Origin of the sequence: Candidatus Poriferisodalis sp. (assembly GCF_965208895.1) — a bacterium.
GTDB lineage: Bacteria > Actinomycetota > Acidimicrobiia > Acidimicrobiales > Poriferisodalaceae > Poriferisodalis.
In genome coordinates, this window is record NZ_OZ242363.1 from 1,254,557 (window position 1) to 1,269,925 (window position 15,369).

The 15,369-nt window shown below is 67.1% G+C and carries 12 protein-coding genes; 4 read left to right on the plus strand and 8 right to left on the minus strand.

Annotated features, from left to right (window positions below; all coding sequences use genetic code 11):
- The first annotated feature begins 706 nt into the window (after positions 1 to 706).
- Complete coding sequence (locus ACOGJB_RS05630; RefSeq protein ID WP_419839832.1) at positions 707 to 1,774, plus strand: IS110 family transposase; 1,068 nt, start codon at positions 707 to 709, stop codon at positions 1,772 to 1,774.
- 138 nt (positions 1,775 to 1,912) lie between these two features.
- Here the strand turns inward: ACOGJB_RS05630 and ACOGJB_RS05635 are convergent, their stop codons facing one another.
- Positions 1,913 to 2,671 carry a helical backbone metal receptor gene (locus ACOGJB_RS05635; RefSeq protein WP_419839833.1) on the minus strand — a complete coding sequence of 253 codons (759 nt, stop codon included), beginning with the start codon at positions 2,669 to 2,671 and terminating at the stop codon, positions 1,913 to 1,915.
- Positions 2,672 to 2,827: 156 nt separating this feature from the next.
- On the opposite strand from ACOGJB_RS05635, the gene ACOGJB_RS05640 reads away from it, so the two are divergent.
- Complete coding sequence (locus ACOGJB_RS05640) at positions 2,828 to 4,738, plus strand: ATP-dependent helicase (protein WP_419839834.1); 1,911 nt, start codon at positions 2,828 to 2,830, stop codon at positions 4,736 to 4,738.
- A gap of 23 nt (positions 4,739 to 4,761) precedes the next feature.
- Here ACOGJB_RS05640 and ACOGJB_RS05645 read toward each other — a convergent pair whose 3' ends face one another.
- The 3 genes from ACOGJB_RS05645 to ACOGJB_RS05655 all read right to left on the minus strand — a co-directional run bounded on the left by ACOGJB_RS05645 (position 4,762) and on the right by ACOGJB_RS05655 (position 8,057).
- Positions 4,762 to 5,535, minus strand: coding sequence for an exodeoxyribonuclease III (locus ACOGJB_RS05645; RefSeq protein WP_419839835.1), 774 nt, complete (start codon positions 5,533 to 5,535; stop codon positions 4,762 to 4,764).
- A 23-nt stretch (positions 5,536 to 5,558) separates the two neighbouring features.
- Positions 5,559 to 7,253, minus strand: coding sequence for an energy-dependent translational throttle protein EttA (ettA, locus tag ACOGJB_RS05650; protein WP_419839836.1), 1,695 nt, complete (start codon positions 7,251 to 7,253; stop codon positions 5,559 to 5,561).
- Between the two features lie 135 nt (positions 7,254 to 7,388).
- Positions 7,389 to 8,057 carry an HAD-IA family hydrolase gene (locus ACOGJB_RS05655; RefSeq protein WP_419839837.1) on the minus strand — a complete coding sequence of 223 codons (669 nt, stop codon included), beginning with the start codon at positions 8,055 to 8,057 and terminating at the stop codon, positions 7,389 to 7,391.
- A 225-nt stretch (positions 8,058 to 8,282) separates the two neighbouring features.
- On the opposite strand from ACOGJB_RS05655, the gene ACOGJB_RS05660 reads away from it, so the two are divergent.
- Complete coding sequence (locus ACOGJB_RS05660; protein WP_419839838.1) at positions 8,283 to 8,561, plus strand: hypothetical protein; 279 nt, start codon at positions 8,283 to 8,285, stop codon at positions 8,559 to 8,561.
- A 139-nt stretch (positions 8,562 to 8,700) separates the two neighbouring features.
- On the opposite strand, the gene ACOGJB_RS05665 is transcribed toward ACOGJB_RS05660, so the two are convergent.
- From ACOGJB_RS05665 to ACOGJB_RS05680, 4 genes are all read right to left on the minus strand, one after another.
- Positions 8,701 to 9,423, minus strand: coding sequence for an amino acid ABC transporter ATP-binding protein (locus ACOGJB_RS05665; protein ID WP_419840687.1), 723 nt, complete (start codon positions 9,421 to 9,423; stop codon positions 8,701 to 8,703).
- A gap of 78 nt (positions 9,424 to 9,501) precedes the next feature.
- Complete coding sequence (locus tag ACOGJB_RS05670; RefSeq protein ID WP_419839839.1) at positions 9,502 to 11,451, minus strand: amino acid ABC transporter permease; 1,950 nt, start codon at positions 11,449 to 11,451, stop codon at positions 9,502 to 9,504.
- Between the two features lies 1 nt (position 11,452).
- Positions 11,453 to 12,997 carry an ABC transporter permease subunit gene (locus tag ACOGJB_RS05675; RefSeq protein WP_419839840.1) on the minus strand — a complete coding sequence of 515 codons (1,545 nt, stop codon included), beginning with the start codon at positions 12,995 to 12,997 and terminating at the stop codon, positions 11,453 to 11,455.
- A 195-nt stretch (positions 12,998 to 13,192) separates the two neighbouring features.
- Complete coding sequence (locus tag ACOGJB_RS05680) at positions 13,193 to 14,350, minus strand: amino acid ABC transporter substrate-binding protein (RefSeq protein ID WP_419839841.1); 1,158 nt, start codon at positions 14,348 to 14,350, stop codon at positions 13,193 to 13,195.
- A 240-nt stretch (positions 14,351 to 14,590) separates the two neighbouring features.
- Between ACOGJB_RS05680 and ACOGJB_RS05685 the strand changes: the two genes are divergently transcribed.
- A complete protein-coding gene (locus ACOGJB_RS05685) occupies positions 14,591 to 15,355 on the plus strand; it encodes a 3'(2'),5'-bisphosphate nucleotidase CysQ (RefSeq protein WP_419839842.1) in 765 nt (254 codons plus the stop codon).
- Positions 15,356 to 15,369: the final 14 nt, after the last annotated feature.

A 15,369-nucleotide genomic window follows, 5' to 3' on the forward strand; every position in this document is an offset into this window, starting at 1 on the left:
AGCCGGTTCGCCATCAACAGTGGGATCGTAAACGGAGCCTGACAGATCGCCGTTCTGTTCTAGACCGGCATCCGATGAGGCATCGCTGCTGCACGCCATCGTCAACAACGCAACGAATATCAACACGGCCACACGGACAAGTCGCCGCCGCTGCACACAACCCGACCGGATCACCGGCTCCATCACTCGGTCCGCCACGTCAGTCGGCCTGACTCTTCCATCGTGCCGAATCGACGCGACGCCTCACATCACCCGCAGCGCTAAGCCTACTGCCCGCAGAGAGCGTGTCGGCCTGGTTGTGCGCCATGGCCGATGACCGTAGTCACAGCGCATTCCCGGCGAACCGAAGAAATGTTCCGGCTAGCACTCTGTGCACCATCCTCACCGCCCGCTCACGCAGCTCAGCGGGATACCTCCCATTGTTTGCCATAGCTCCATCCTTCCCAAGGATCAGAGCCTCCATCAGACAGTGAAGATGTGGGCGGGGAGCGGGCCGTCGGCGTCTGACCTGCTGTCGAACTGGCCCCGTGTTGTGGGTGCCTTGGGTGGGACTCGTCGGCGTCGGCGGCTCGCTTCTTGGACTTGTCAGCTGCGGCCGGTCCGCAACGAGCGACGTGACCTCATAGGAACGTGTGCTGGCTGATGCCTCATCACTGTTATGTCCGTCCCGTCCCGGCACGCGAGCCGCTCCGAGATGAAGGACAACATGATGCCAGAACCGCCACGGGCGGTGATCGGCGGGATCGGCTGCCGCACCGACTTCCACGTCGCCGCAGCGCTCGACCCGTTGGGTCGGATGCTGGGCACCGAGTCGTTCCCCGCGACTGCTGCCGGCTATTGCTCGACTCGACGATGGCTCGCGTCGTTCGGGCCGATCGCCGCGGTCGGCGTGGAGTCCACCGGGTCCTGCGGAGCGGCCCTGGCCCGGTCGCTGAGCGAGCAGGGCTGCGCGGTCATCGAGGCCGACCAGCCCCATCGCCATCTTCGCGCCCGCCGCGGCAAGAACGACGCCATCGACGCCGAGGCCGCTGCCCGCAAGGTGCTCTCGGGCGAAGCGGCCGCAGCCGCGACCGACACCACCGGGGTCGTCGAGGCGATCCGTCAGCTCAGCGTCGCCCGCAACAGCGCAGTCAAGGCCCGCTCTGCTGCGCTGTGCCAGCTCGGCGGCCTGCTCGTCACCGCCCCCGCCGATTTGCGCGCCCAGCTCGACTGCCGCCGCACCCTCGGGGGCAAGGCTGCTGTGTGCGCACGGCTGCGGCCCCACCCCGGCCTGCTCGCCGACCCCGCCCAAGCAGCCAAGACAGCGCTTGCCAGCCTGGGGCGCCGCATCGCCCAGCTCGGCGCCGAAGCCGACGAGCTCGAAGACGAACTCGACCGGCTCGTCGCCGCAGCAGCGCCCACGACCCTGTCGCGTCTGGGATGCGGCACCCACCACACCGCCACGCTGCTCGTCGCCGCCGGCCAGAACATCGACCGGCTCAGCTCCGAAGCGTCGTTCGCTCACCTGTGCGGCGTCGCGCCGGTCCCTGCCTCGAGCGGACGCACCAGCCGTCACCGGCTCAACTTCGCCGGCAACCGCGACGCCAACCGGGCACTGCACATGATCGTCATCGTCCGGCTCCGCTACTGCGAACGAACCCGCAGCTACCTCAACCGCCGCGTGAGCGAAGGCAAAACCAAAAAAGAAGCCATCCGCTGCCTCAAACGATTCGTCGCACGAGAGATCTACCGCACCCTTCGAGCCGACCTCGCCACCCTCAAAACCCGCACTTGACATCTATAGGAACGTCCCAGTGCGAATCAATCCGCCCACATCGCCCGCTCACCGGCATCGCTACATTGTCTCGCACCGCTCCCTGCCCACATCTTAACTGTTTCGCGCAGGCTCCAAGGATTGGAGCGAGCATGGGATCTACGGACACAGAAGCGGGGCCGGCGGAGCGTTTAGCTGGCACAGCGCCCGCGTGGTTGCCGCTGCCACCCGTGCGATTGCGGCGGGCGTGCGTGTGCCCCACCAGAACAGATCCTGGCCGTCGATGACATGAGTCGGCGCGAGCTCCGACAGCTCGTCGAGGTGACGCTGGCGCCACCGATAGGGCTCTGTCGGCGCAAGCACGATGTCGAAACGCTCCGGCGACAGATCATCGGCGTCGAGTGTCGGATAGGCGCCCCGGTCGGAGAACGCCACGTCGACTCCGCACCACGCCAGCAGCGAGGCGCCGTAGGTCTGCGCGCCGATCGTCATGTACGGCCGGCGCCAGATCGGGACGAATGCCCGCAGGGCGCCGCCCGACGCGAGCCGAAACGCGTCACGCCGAGGCGGGAGCGGTTCGGCAGTCCACGAGACGCCGATACGTGCTGCCAGGCGGCTCAACTCAGGCTCGACATCTCGCAGCGACGCTATGTGCAGCGCTTCGACCTCGATGCCGGCAGCGACCAGCGCGTCGTAGTCTTCCTTGCGGTTCTCCTCGCGGTCTGCCACAACCAGATCAGGCTGCATCTCAGCGATGGCATCGACATCGGGGTTCTTGGTGCCGCCGATGTGTTCCAGATCGGGCCGCTCGCAGTAGCGGGTGCAGGCGACCGGGTCGGCACCCCAGGCCGCCAGTGTCTCAGTGACGCTCGGAACGAGACTGACGATGCGCACCACTCGCAGCGTATTGACGCTCACGATCGACCACGAAGGGCATAGCAGCGACGCGTGGGAGCGGCTTGCGCGTGCGAATCGCATAGACCAGCCGCACATGCCTCGCCTATCGCGGCTGGCCGCGCGTGCGATCCGCGCAGTGACTGAGGTCTAGGTTCGCCGCAATGAACGATGCCTCCGATGCATAGCTCAGGCGACAGTGCGGCCTCGGTGGCGGGCCCGGGCGAGGCGCTACCGCCCGACGACGGCCTCGATGCCGCCCAGCGTGCAGCGGTGCGTTCTGGCGCCGCGGCGCTGCTGGTGGTAGCCGGGCCGGGAAGCGGCAAGACCCGCGTGCTCACGCACCGGATCGCCTGGCGAGCCGCCACCGAGTCGATGCAAGCACGGCGCGCCATGGCCGTGACCTTCACCCGCCGGGCTGCGAGGGAACTCCGTGCTCGGCTGCAGCAGCTCGACGTCGACGACATGGGGCCGGTGGGCACATTCCACTCCATTGCACTCGCGCAGGTGCGCCAATACGACATCGACCACGGCCGGGCCGAGCGGAAGATCCTGCCGAACCGGGCTGCGCTCAGCAGCGAGCTGTCAGAGCACCTCCAGCGCACGTTCAGCCCGAGGCCGCCGATCACCGTCGCCACGGCGCTGCGCGAGATCGACTGGGCAAAGGCCGCTGACCTGTCGGTGGCCGAGTATCGGGAAGGGCCGGCGCTGCGTCGGCTCGGGCCGGCTGCCGGGCAAGCATCTGCGGAGCTCTTCGGGCACTTCGAACGCGTCAAGTCGCGGCGCCGGCTGCTCGACTTCGACGACCTGCTCGCCGAATGCACGCGCCTGATGCGCTCAGATGAGCACTTCGCTGCAGCACGGCGCTGGCTCCACCGGCACTTCTTCGTCGACGAATTCCAAGACCTCAACCGGTTGCAATGGGAACTGCTGCTCGAATGGATCGGCGGCCCGGCCGCTGTGCACAACGGGACCGCTGACATCTGCGCCGTCGGAGACATCGACCAGGCGATCTACGGGTGGAACGGCGCCGACAGCCGCTACACCGCCGAGTTCGACCGACACTTCGAGGGTGCAGCCGTGATCCGGCTCGCGCTCAACTACCGCAGCCACCCGTCGCTGGTCGCCGCAGCGCAGGCAGTCATCGCACCCGACGAAAATGCTGACGCCTCAGCGGTCAGCGGCGCGGCCCAAACCCCAGCACGCCCGCACGAGACGGGTCCGGTGCCGACGGTGACAGCGTTCGACGACGCCTCCGCTGAGGCCGCTGGCATCGCCCAGTGGATCGCGGACCGTCACATCGGCCGCGTCCGCTGGGATTCGTTCGGCGTGCTCGCCCGCACCAACGCACAACTCGGCGACATCGCTGCGGCGCTGGAGTCTCGCGGCATTCCTGCCCGGGTCAGCGGGCAGCGGAGCCCGTTCTTGCAGCTTCCCGCCGTACGGTCGCTGCTGGAGCGACTTCGCACGGCGAGCACGAGCCTGTCCACGGCGGTCGACGATCTGCGCGCCGACGCGATGGACGCTGCTCCCGAAGACCGGCTCGAACCGGTGCACGCGCGTGTGCTCGACCTCGCCGACGCCTACCTCGCGGAGATGTCTCGTGCGTCCGGGCGCCGATTCGCCCACAGCGGCCCCACGGGAGAGGGCTTCGCAACTTGGCTGGGACTGCTGTCGGCCACCGACCGCGAGCTCACTGCCGAGGTGATCGACAGCGACCATTCGGGCGCCCATTTCGACCCGCGTGATGGCGCCGTTGCCCTCGCAACCTTTCACGCCGCCAAGGGTCTGCAGTGGCGTCATGTGGTGATTGCCGGCGTCGAAGACGGACTCGTGCCCTTGCGCCGCGATGACCCTGAGGAACGACGGCTGTTCTACGTGGCCGTGTCGCGAGCTACCCACCTGCTGCATTTCACCTGGGCGCGGCGCCGTGCCGGGCGCGGCGCGACGGGCGAGACCCGCGACCCGTCACCTTGGCTGGCGCTCATCGCCGCGGCCACCGCCGAGCCGCCGCCGCTGTCGCCCGACAACGCGGCGTCGCACGTTGCCGCCGCCCGCGCCGCCCTCGACGCCGTTCGGCAGCGCCGATAGTCGAGCCTTGCCGCCGCGGCAGCTCAGAGCGCGAGATCGGCGAATACCGGGGTGTGATCTGAGGGCTTGGTGCCCTTGCGAGCGTTGCGGTCGATGAGGCAGAACTCCGTTGCTGCCGCCACCGGCTCGGTGCCCAGCAGCAGGTCGATGCGCAGGCCGTGGCGCTTGTAGAACGCGCCGTCCCGATAGTCCCACCAGCTGTACAGACCCGCTGCGTCGTAGTGCTCGCGGAAGATGTCCGCCACGCCCCAGTCGCAGACATGAGCGATGGCATCGCGCTCAGGCTCGGTGACGTGCGTGCGCGGCTCAGGGTTCTCGGGGTCCCACACATCGCGGTCGTCAGGGCACACGTTGAAGTCGCCGCCCACCAGCACCGGCTCGGAAGGGTCGCAGGTGGCCTCGAGGTGAGCCCGCAGGCGCCCCAGCCAGTCCAGCTTGTAGCGGTAGTGCTCGTGGTCGACGGCTCGGCCGTTGGGCACGTACACCGAACTCAAGGTGACGCCCCCACAGCACGCTGAGATGATTCGCGCATCGGGATCGGGCTCGCGGCCGTCGGCGAATCCAGCGACCGGGTTGTCGATGCCCACGCTCGACACGATGGCCACCCCGTTCCAGCGCCCCTCGCCGTGATGTACCGAGTCGTATCCCCGGGCCTCGAAGTGGACATGGGGGAATTGCTCGTCGGCCATCTTGGTTTCCTGCAGCAGCAGCACATCGGGCTCGGCATAGTCCAACCACTCGTCGACTCGTTCCAGCCGGGCATTGAGACTGTTGACGTTCCACGTGGCGATCCGCACCGGTACGACGCTAACTGCCGAACTCAGCGTGCGAGCGGCCTGTACGTGATGCGAGCAGGGGCGTCGTCAACGCCCATCTCGCGCTTGCGGAAGGCCTCGTACTCGGTGAAGTTGCCTTCGAACCACCGCACCGCGCTGTTGCCCTCGAAGGCCAGCACATGGGTGGCGATCCGGTCCAGGAACCAGCGGTCGTGGCTGATGACCACGGCACAGCCCCCGAAGGACTCCAACGCGGCTTCGAGCGAGCGCAACGTGTCCACGTCGAGATCATTGGTGGGCTCGTCGAGCAACAGCACGTTGCATCCCGAGGTGAGCGTCCGGGCGAGGTGCACCCGGTTGCGCTCGCCGCCCGCAAGATCTCCGACACGCTTTTGCTGATCCGAGCCGGTGAAGTTGAATGATGCGACGAACGCTCTGCCGTTGATTTCACGTGCGCCGTCGAGGCCCGTGATGCGCAGCGTGTCGTGCCCGCTCGTGATCTCTTCATAGACGGTGCGGCCGTCGTCCAGCACCGCGCGCGACTGATCGACATATGCGATGTCGACGGTCTCGCCGATCGTGATGCTGCCCGCATCGGGCTGCTCGTCGCCGGCCAGCAGCCGGAACAGCGTCGTCTTGCCGGCGCCGTTCGCACCGATCACTCCGACGATCCCGCCCGGCGGCAGGCGGAACGAGAGATCGTCGAACAGCAGCGTGTCGCCGTAGGCCTTGACGAGTCCATCGGCCTCGATGACCTGAGAACCCAAGCGCCGCGACATCGGGATGGTGATCTGCAGCGCGCCGGCTCGATGCTGCTCGACAGCGGCCCTGCGATGCTCCGCCAGCAGTTCCTCATACGCGCTGACGCGTGCCTTGCTCTTCGCCTGTCGTGCCCGTGGCGACATGCGCACCCACTCCAGCTCGCGGGCCAGCGTGCGGGCTCGAACGTCTGACTGGCGCTGCTCGGAGAGGAGGCGGTCGTTGCGATGCTCGAGCCATGCGCTGTAGTTGCCTTCGAAGGGATGGGTACGACCGTGGTCGATCTCGAGAATCCAGCCCGCCACATTGTCCAGGAAGTACCGGTCGTGGGTGATGGCCACCACTGTCCCGGAGTAGTCGGCCAGGAAGCGCTCCAGCCACGCCACCGATTCCGCATCGAGGTGGTTGGTCGGCTCGTCGAGCAGCAGCAGATCCGGATGTGACAGCAGCAGGCGGCACAGCGCCACGCGACGTCGCTCCCCGCCCGACAGCGTCGTCACGTCGGCATCGGGCGGCGGCAGCCGCAGCGCATCCATGGCGATGGCGACGTGGCGGTCCAGATCCCAGGCGTTGGCTGCCGCGATCCGGTCCTCCAACTCTGCTTGGCGTGTGCCCAGCGCGTCGAAGTCGGCGTCGGGGTCGGCCCAGCGGGCCATCAACTGCTCATATGCCGTGAGCAAAGCGGCGGTCTCGGCAACGCCCGCCATCACGTTGCCTTCGACGTCGAGCGCCGGGTCGAGCTCGGGTTCTTGGGGCAGCAGCCCGACTGTTGCGTCCGGCGTCACGCGCGCTTCGCCGGTGTAACCGTCGTCGAGGCCGGCCATGATCCTCAGCAGGGTGGATTTGCCCGAGCCGTTGTGGCCGATCACGCCGATCTTCGCTCCCGGCAGGAACGCCAGGGTGACGTCGCGCAGAACCTCCCGATCGGGCGGGTAGAAGCGCCCGAGCTTGTGCAGCGTGCAGATGAACTCCGATGCCATCAGTCCCCTAGAGAATGGTCAGATGGGCGAATTGTTCCATTGCGTCACCTGATGTTTCCCGCTCTTGTGAGCTCCGCTCACGGGCCGCTCGGGCCACGGCTTCGCCATTCGGCTCAGCCTCTTGCGGACTGCCGATCACCGCAGCTCAAAGCCGACGAGTGCTTCCAGCTCGCGCAGGGCCTCGCCCGGATCGGTCACTTTGATGGCCGTCATGCCCATTGCTGCCGCGGGCTTGCAGTTGATGCCGAGGTCATCGAGATAGGCCGTGCGGGTCGGGTCAATGCCGAGCTGTGCACAGGCCAGCTCGTAGATTCGCGGATCGGGCTTGCGCAGGCCCACAACGGACGACTCGATCACCACGCCGAACAGCTGCATCACCTCGGCGATCGCGGCGGCGCTGTTCGCATCCCGTGCCATGCCCGCACCGTGACCGGTTCTCACGTTGTTCGTGATGCAGCCGACCGGCAAGCGGGCCGCGAGAATCTCCAGCGCACGGACCATCTGCGGACGCAACCCGCCGCTCAGGCACGCCAGCACCGCTGAGCCGGACATTTCGAATCCCCGGTCAGCGGCCTCTGCTTCGAAGAGCTCAGTGAAGGTGCCGACATTGACCTCGCTGCGCTCCAGCCGTGCCCATGCGTTGGTGTCGGGGTTGGTGGCGTTGATCTGCCGGATGGTGTCGCGCGGCGCGCCGATGCGGTCTTCGTAGCGGTTGAAGGACTCAAACGGGCTCTCGGTGATGACGCCGCCGAAGTCGAACAGCACGGCGTCGACGACCGCCGACGCAGGTGAACTCTCAGGCACGGCCCGGCACGCTAGCTGAGGTACAGCCGATCATCACGACCCGCGCGAATCGCGCCGACTATGTAGCCGTTCTCACCGCCGCACAGCAGACGCCATGACGGGACATCACGATTTCGCGCGAATCGCGCGGTCGAAGTCCCTCAAAATCGCGCGTTTCGTAGTAAGAATCATACGCAACGCGCGAATATCCACCGCAAGCGCGCGAGCGTTCGCTAAAGTCCCGCCATGGCTACGGACACCTCGGCCTCGTCATCCGCGACCTCAGCGCACGCCCCGGCATCCACCGACAAGAGGTGGAAGAGCAGGGCGGTGTGCCGGACGGTCGATGCCGGCAACTCGGCCTATTGCGCCGTCTGCGACGAACTCATCAAGTTCCGGGCGCGCATCCGCGCCGAACAGATCATCTGCAATGTGTACGTGAAGAACCGCTGGGATCGCGTCGAGCACTACCACCCGGAGTGCTATACGGAAGCCGGCACCCCGTACGGCGAGCCCAAGGACTGAGCCGATTGGCACAGATGCGGTAGCTGTGGAGGCAGCAGACTCAGCGACCTTGCGACAAGCTGGACCAGCGGGCCCCGCCGTCTGCGCAGCGGGCGCGCTGCTTCGGTCGTCGGCTACAGCACCTGGCTCAAGAACAGCGCTACAGCACCTGGCTCAAGAACAGCTTGGTGCGCTCTTCGGCGGGCTCGGTGAAGAAGTGATGCGGGGTGCCGACTTCCACGATCTCGCCGTCCTCCATGAAGATGATGCGGTCGGCCACCTCGCGTGCGAAGCCCATCTCGTGGGTCACCACCATCATGGTCATGCCCGAGCGCGCCAGACCCTCCATCACGTCGAGCACTTCCTTGATCATCTCGGGGTCGAGCGCCGAGGTGGGCTCGTCGAACAGCATCACCCGGGGCTCCATCGCCAGCGCCCGAGCAATCGCCACGCGCTGCTGCTGCCCGCCTGACAGCTGACCGGGGAACTTCTGCGCCTGCTCGGGAATGCCCACACGCTCGAGCAGCGCCGAGGCCTGCTCCTCGGCCTCGGGCCGCGACTTTCGGCGCACCCAGATGGGCGCCAGCGTGATGTTGTCCATCACCGTCAGGTGCGGGAACAGATTGAACTGCTGGAAGACCATGCCCACCTCGGAGCGGATCTTCTCGATGTTGCGCACATCGTTGGTCAGCTCGATGCCGTCCACGATGATCTGTCCGCTCTGGTGGGCTTCGAGCCGGTTGATGCAGCGAATCCACGTGCTCTTGCCCGAGCCCGAGGGTCCGAGCACCACGACGATCTCCTGCTCCTTGATGGTCGCGCTGATGCCGCTGAGGGCCTGGAAGTCGCCGAACCACTTGTCGACACCGCGGCACACGATCATGTCGTCTCTGGCCGCCAACTCCTCGGACACTGCGACGGTGGCGTCGCTGATGCTCACGTCGTGCTCTCCTTGTCGTGCTTACCGTTCGCCCACGCCGAGCCGTCGCTCGAGCCGCTGGCTCCACTTCGACAGCGTGTATGCGAACACCCAATAGACGAGCGAGACGAACAGCAGGCCCTCTCGCTTGATGCCCAGGAATTGCGTCTGGGCCGGAATGACGCTGTTGGCCATGCGCAAGATGTCGAACACGCCGATGATGGCCAGAAGCGAGGTTTCCTTGAACGTGGCGATCACCTGGCCCACCAGCGGCGGAATCGACGCCCGCAGCGACTGGGGCAAGACGATGAAGGTCGTTCGCTGCACCGTGCTCAAGCCGACCGCGTCGGACGCCTCGTACTGCCCTCGGCGAATCGACTGCAAGCCACCGCGCACGTTCTCGGCCAGATAGGCCGCCGAGAACAGCGTGTAGCCCAGCGTGGCGGAGGCGAACAGGCTGATCTCCATGTTCGACGGCAGGAACAGCGGCAGGATCACCACGAAGAAGATGAGGATGGTGATGAGGGGGACGCCCCGCACCACCTCGATGTACGAGGTCGCCATGACCCGGAAGATCGGCAGCCGCGAAGTGCGGGCCAGCGCCAGCAGCACCCCCAGCGGGAACGAGAGCATGAGGGTGAACACCGCCACCACCAGCGTGACGGCGAACCCGCCGATCAGCGCTTCGGTCGGCGTCTCCACCGTCGACGGCGTGTTCATGATGGTGGCGAAGTAGTGGAACACGGCGGTGATCGCCAGCCACGCCGCGACGAGGCGTCGCCGCTTCTGGCTCTCCCCGGAGAAGTTGTGCGCCAGCAGCGCCACCACTGCCAGCAGGAGGAAGCTGATGCGCACTTTTTGCAGCATCGGGTACCAGCCCATGAAGGCCGCGAGCCAGTTGAACCCCGCGAGCCCAAGCAGAGCGATTCCGGCGATGCGGCCGAGCTCGCCGATGCCTTCGGAGGTGAGCCACCACAGCACCGCCCCGCCGGCGATGCCGAATGCCAGCGCCAGCGGCAGGTCCACCGAGCCCACCCGCGCCCAGTCGAGGTCGGGGTCGCGCAGCACCACCCAGTACAGGACGAACGGCACCATCAGCCAGGCCAAGGTCACTGTGATGCGCACGCTCGACAGCGCCCGCTCGCTGAGGTGCGAGCGCACCCAACGGCCCAACAGCAGCGCGGCGACCGTCAGCATCCACATGACAGTCCACGGCAGCTTGGTGGACATGGCCACGGTGCGGCCGGGCTCGGCGATGAACTCCCCCTCGGCGAAGGCGTAGTGACCCCATGGATAGATCCACGCCGACAGGACGGGAACGGCCAGCGCGGCGACGGCGAAGTTGATCGCCTGCACCGTGGGCGGCGATCCGTCGTGCCGTTTCGGCATGCGACGCATGACCTGCGCCGCAGCGATGAGGATCGCGGCTGCGAGCCACCAGGCCCAGCGGTCCGCCATCGCCTCGGCGAACGACTGCCGGACCACGTCGTCGCCGTCGCGCACGACCGCGCCGTCGGCGCCGACCAGCACCGATGGCTCGCGCAGCACGACACCCACGGCGATGGCGGCGGCCGCAGTCGTCAGCGCGTTGGAGATCCTCCGCAGCTCGACGCCGTCGCCGCGGCCCGCGAACACGCCCAAGGACAGGCCCGCCAGCGTCACCACCACGCCGACGCACACCCACACCCGCACGTACTGCTCTTCGGGATAGGCGTGGGTGAAGATCAGCCGCAGGTTCGTGCGGACGGCATCCCAGCCCCGCTCCTCGCTGAACACGAAGTTCAGCAGCCCCCGCACAGCGAACAGCGCAAACAGGCCGAAGGCGACGGTCAGGAACGAGTTGAACGGGTTGGGGAAGAGGTTCTTGCGGATCCACTCTCCCGGCGAGCGATACGCCTCGACGACGGGACGGGCTGCTGCAGGCGTGACGACGGACCTGTCACCTACCACGGACAGGTCCCCCCCAGCCGGCACGCCGTCGCCCTGTTCCATATCAGCGCTCCACGATCCGCATGCGGACGTTGAAGAAGTTGACGACCACCGAGATCGTCAGCGAGCAGGCCAAGTAGAACAGCATCCAGATGGAGACCACCTCGAGCGTCTTGCCCGTCTGGTTGTAGACCGTCTGTCCCACCTGGACCACATCGCTGTAGCCGATGGCGATGGCCAGCGAGGTGTTCTTGGTCAAGTTGAGGTATTGGTTGCCCAGCGGCGGCAGGATCACCCGGAACGCTTGGGGCAGGATCACCCGCCGCAGCATGGTGGTACGCCGCAGGCCCAGCGCCCCCGCAGCCTCGCTCTGGCCCTTCGGCACGGCGAGGATGCCGCCGCGCACCACCTCGGCGATGAACGCCGCCGTGTAGAGCACCACGCCGAAGTACACCGCCGCCAGCGCCTGTATCAGGTTCAGGCCCGCCGGGCCGTAGTTCGGGAAGTTGCCGAGCTGCTCGATGTCGGGCCGGAAGGCGGTGATCGGGCTCCCGGTGCGGCCGTCGCCGAACTTGTCGGCGATCACCTCGAAAAAGTCGCGTCCGGAGTTGACGACCCAGCTCGCCAGCCCGGGCCAGACCAGCGTCACGAACGCGATCACCAGCAGCGCGCCTGCTCCGGCGAAGATGATGCGGAACCAGTCGTCGTCGACGAGCTTGGTCAGCCCCGCCGGCGTGCGATGGCCGGCGAGGAATCGCCTGATCCACTGCACCGCCGCGACAACTGCCAACAGCGAGATGACCGCCTGCACGATGCCCGGGCTCAGCGCGTCGATGCCCGAGGCGAGTGCGTCGAAGATGGCGCCCACCCACCCCAGCGCAGGATGCGCGAACCAGCCCACCGCACCGAACACTGCCACCACGGCGGTGAAGCTCAGCCACGGATAGGTCTGCTGGCCCGTCAGGTCGTGGCGGCGTTCTTGGCGGCGCAGCACCGACCAGCCCAGCGCCGCTCCGACGATCACGAAGATGATCCACTGATAGAAGCCGTCGCCGATCGTCACGCGAGGGATCGACACGCCCTTGTTGGACACGTGGAGCCAGCCGTGAATCGGTCCTTGGTCGATCGTGACCCGAGGCAGGCTCGCGATCACGACGAAGATCAGGATGATCTGAACGAGCAGCGGGATGTTGCGCAGCGTCTCCACGAAGATGCTGCTGGTGCGGCTCACGATCCAGTTGCGAGACAGCCGCCCGACCCCGACCAGCACCCCCAGGATCGTCGCCAGCGCGATGCCGGCGATCGCCAGGCGGATGGTGTTGACCATGCCTGCCCACAGGGCTCGTCCGCTGGTGGCCGGGTTGGTGTCGATGCCCGAGCCGAGGTCGCTGCCGAGCGCGGTGCCCAAGAAGTCGTAGCCGGTGGCGATGTCCCGCTCGGCAAGATTGTTCTGCGCCTGGGAGGCCAGGAAGAACAGGCCCAGCAGCACCAAGACGAGACCCACCACCTGCGAGAGCCACTTGACCACCGTGGCGTCCCGGTAGAACGGCGGGCGCGCGCTCAGATTGCTCAGCGGTGCGCTGTCCCCCATCGCCTGCTCATCGCTCACTGCCCGCCACCGTATGCCATGCGCAGCACCGCGCTGCGGCTCAACGGCTGCTGTGCCCCTCGCAGTCTTGCAGCGGCACGTCACACGGCCCGGCGTCGGAGGCGGCCCGGGCGCGCAACGGCCCCCGATCCTGCCGGATCGGGGGCCGTGCGTTCAGCTGTGGCTGCGGGGCGATGCCCCCTCACCGTTGCTGGCTCAGCGAGCCGGCGGCGCGTAGATCAGACCGCCGTCGAGCCAGCCTGCGTTGGCGGACCCGGCGCGGCTCAGGCCGACCGGGTTCAGGTGACGGGAGTAGATCTCGTCGTAGTTCCCAACCTGGCTGATGACGCTGTAGAAGGCGTCGGCCGACAGTCCCATGGCCGTTTGCAGCTCGCCTTCGCCGCCCAGCAGGCGGACCGCCTCAGCATCGAGCGAGCCGTCGCCCATCCTCGAGTCGATGTTCTGGGAGGTGATGCCCTTCTCGTCAGCAAGGATCGTGGCGTAGACGGCCCAGTTGACCACGTCGGCGAAGCGCGACTGGTTCTGGCCGTAGGTCGGGCCGAGCGGCTCCTTGGAGATCGGCGTGGGCGGGAAGATCACCCATTCCTGATCGTCGGGCTGCTGGTTGGCCTTGCGGCCTACGAGGGCCGATCCGTCGGTCGTCACGATGTCGCACGCGCCTTCGACGAAGTTGGTGGTGACGATGTCGAAGTCTTCGAAGGTGTTCAGCTGGATCGCCACGCCTGCAGCGTCGGCTGCGTCGGCGATGTTCTGCTCGGTCGTGGTGCCAGCATTCGTGCACACCACCGCGCCGCCGATGTCGGCGACCGTCGAAGCGCCGGTGAAGCCGTCGCTTGCGCGAGCCATCAGCTGCTGTCCGTCGTAGTAGGTGGTGGGCCCGAAGTCCATGCCGACTTCGGTGTCACGGCCCTGGGTCCACGTGGTGTTGCGCATCAGCACGTCGATAGCCCCGGTCTGCACGGCAGTGAACCGCTCCGCGGCAGTCAGCGGCGTGAACTCCACAGCTTCGGCGTCGCCGAAGATGGCGGCTGCGACGACACGGCAGAAGTCGGCATCGAAGCCGGTCTGCGAGCCGTCGGGCTGCGTCTCGGAAAACGCCACCGCTGCACCGGACACGCCGCACTTCAGCTCGCCGCGGGCGATGACTGTGTCGAGCAGATCGTCCTCGCTCTGCACCAGTTCGACTTGTGTGGCATCGGTGGCTGCCGCCGCTTCGGTCGTGGCAGCGGGTTCGTCAGCCACCTCGTCGTCGGAGTCGCTTCCGCAGGCGGCACCCAGCAGCGCCAAAGCCGCCAGCACGCCCCCGAGGCGCAGCGCAGATCGTCGCGACAACAGCGCAGTTGGTTTCTTCATGGAGAACATTCCTCCTGTCGAATGTTTGAGACATCGACGCGAGGGGCGAAATGAACGAGACGCCCCGTCACGTCTTGCAGCTCGAAGGCTAGCTGTCTCGCCCTCCCCTTTGACCTCTGGCGGGTCCGAATCGGAGATCGTCACACGGTTGTCACTCAGGCATCGGGCGGGCGCATTGCGTGGATCGATGCGGTCGGCGCCCGCTGTGGAGAGAGTGCATCGACGCGGCACACTTGGCCGATGGCCCAGCCCGACGACCACGCCCTCGCCGCGAGCGTGGCCACCGAGACGGGGGCATTGCTGGTGGAAGTCCGCGATCGGCTCTTCAGTTCAGGGGCAGGCACATGGGAGGTCCGCGACGCGGGCGATCTGGAAGCCCACCGGCACATCGTGAAACTGCTGGCCGAGGCGCGGCCCGATGACGCCATTCTTTCCGAGGAAGGGCGGGACGACCTCGCCCGGCTGTCTGCGGACCGGGTCTGGATCGTGGACCCCCTGGATGGAACACGCGAGTATTCCGAACCTGGCCGCTCGGACTGGGCGGTGCATATCGCCCTCGTCGAGGACGGCGTGCCGACCGCTGGGGCTGTTGCGCTGCCGGCGGTAGGCCAGACACTTTGCACCGACCCAGAACCCTCGCTGCCCGAGCCGCACAACGGGCAGCCCCGCCTCGTCGTCAGCAGATCGCGCCCGCCTGCGGCCGCCGTCATCATCGCCGAGGCCCTCGATGCAGAGCTGATGACGCTCGGCTCTGCAGGCGCCAAGGCCATGGCCGTGGTGCTGGGAATGGCGGATATCTACGCCCATTCAGGAGGCCAATTCGAGTGGGACAACTGTGCGCCTGTCGCTGTGGCGCGGGCTGCAGGACTGCATGCCAGCCGATGCGACGGCTCAGAGCTGGAGTACAACTTTGCCGACCCATGGCTTCCCGATGTGCTGATCTGCCGGCCCGAATTCGCCGAAGATTCCCTGGCAGCACTGCGAAGGGTGATCGAGGGCGGCTGAGGCCGGCCGGGGAG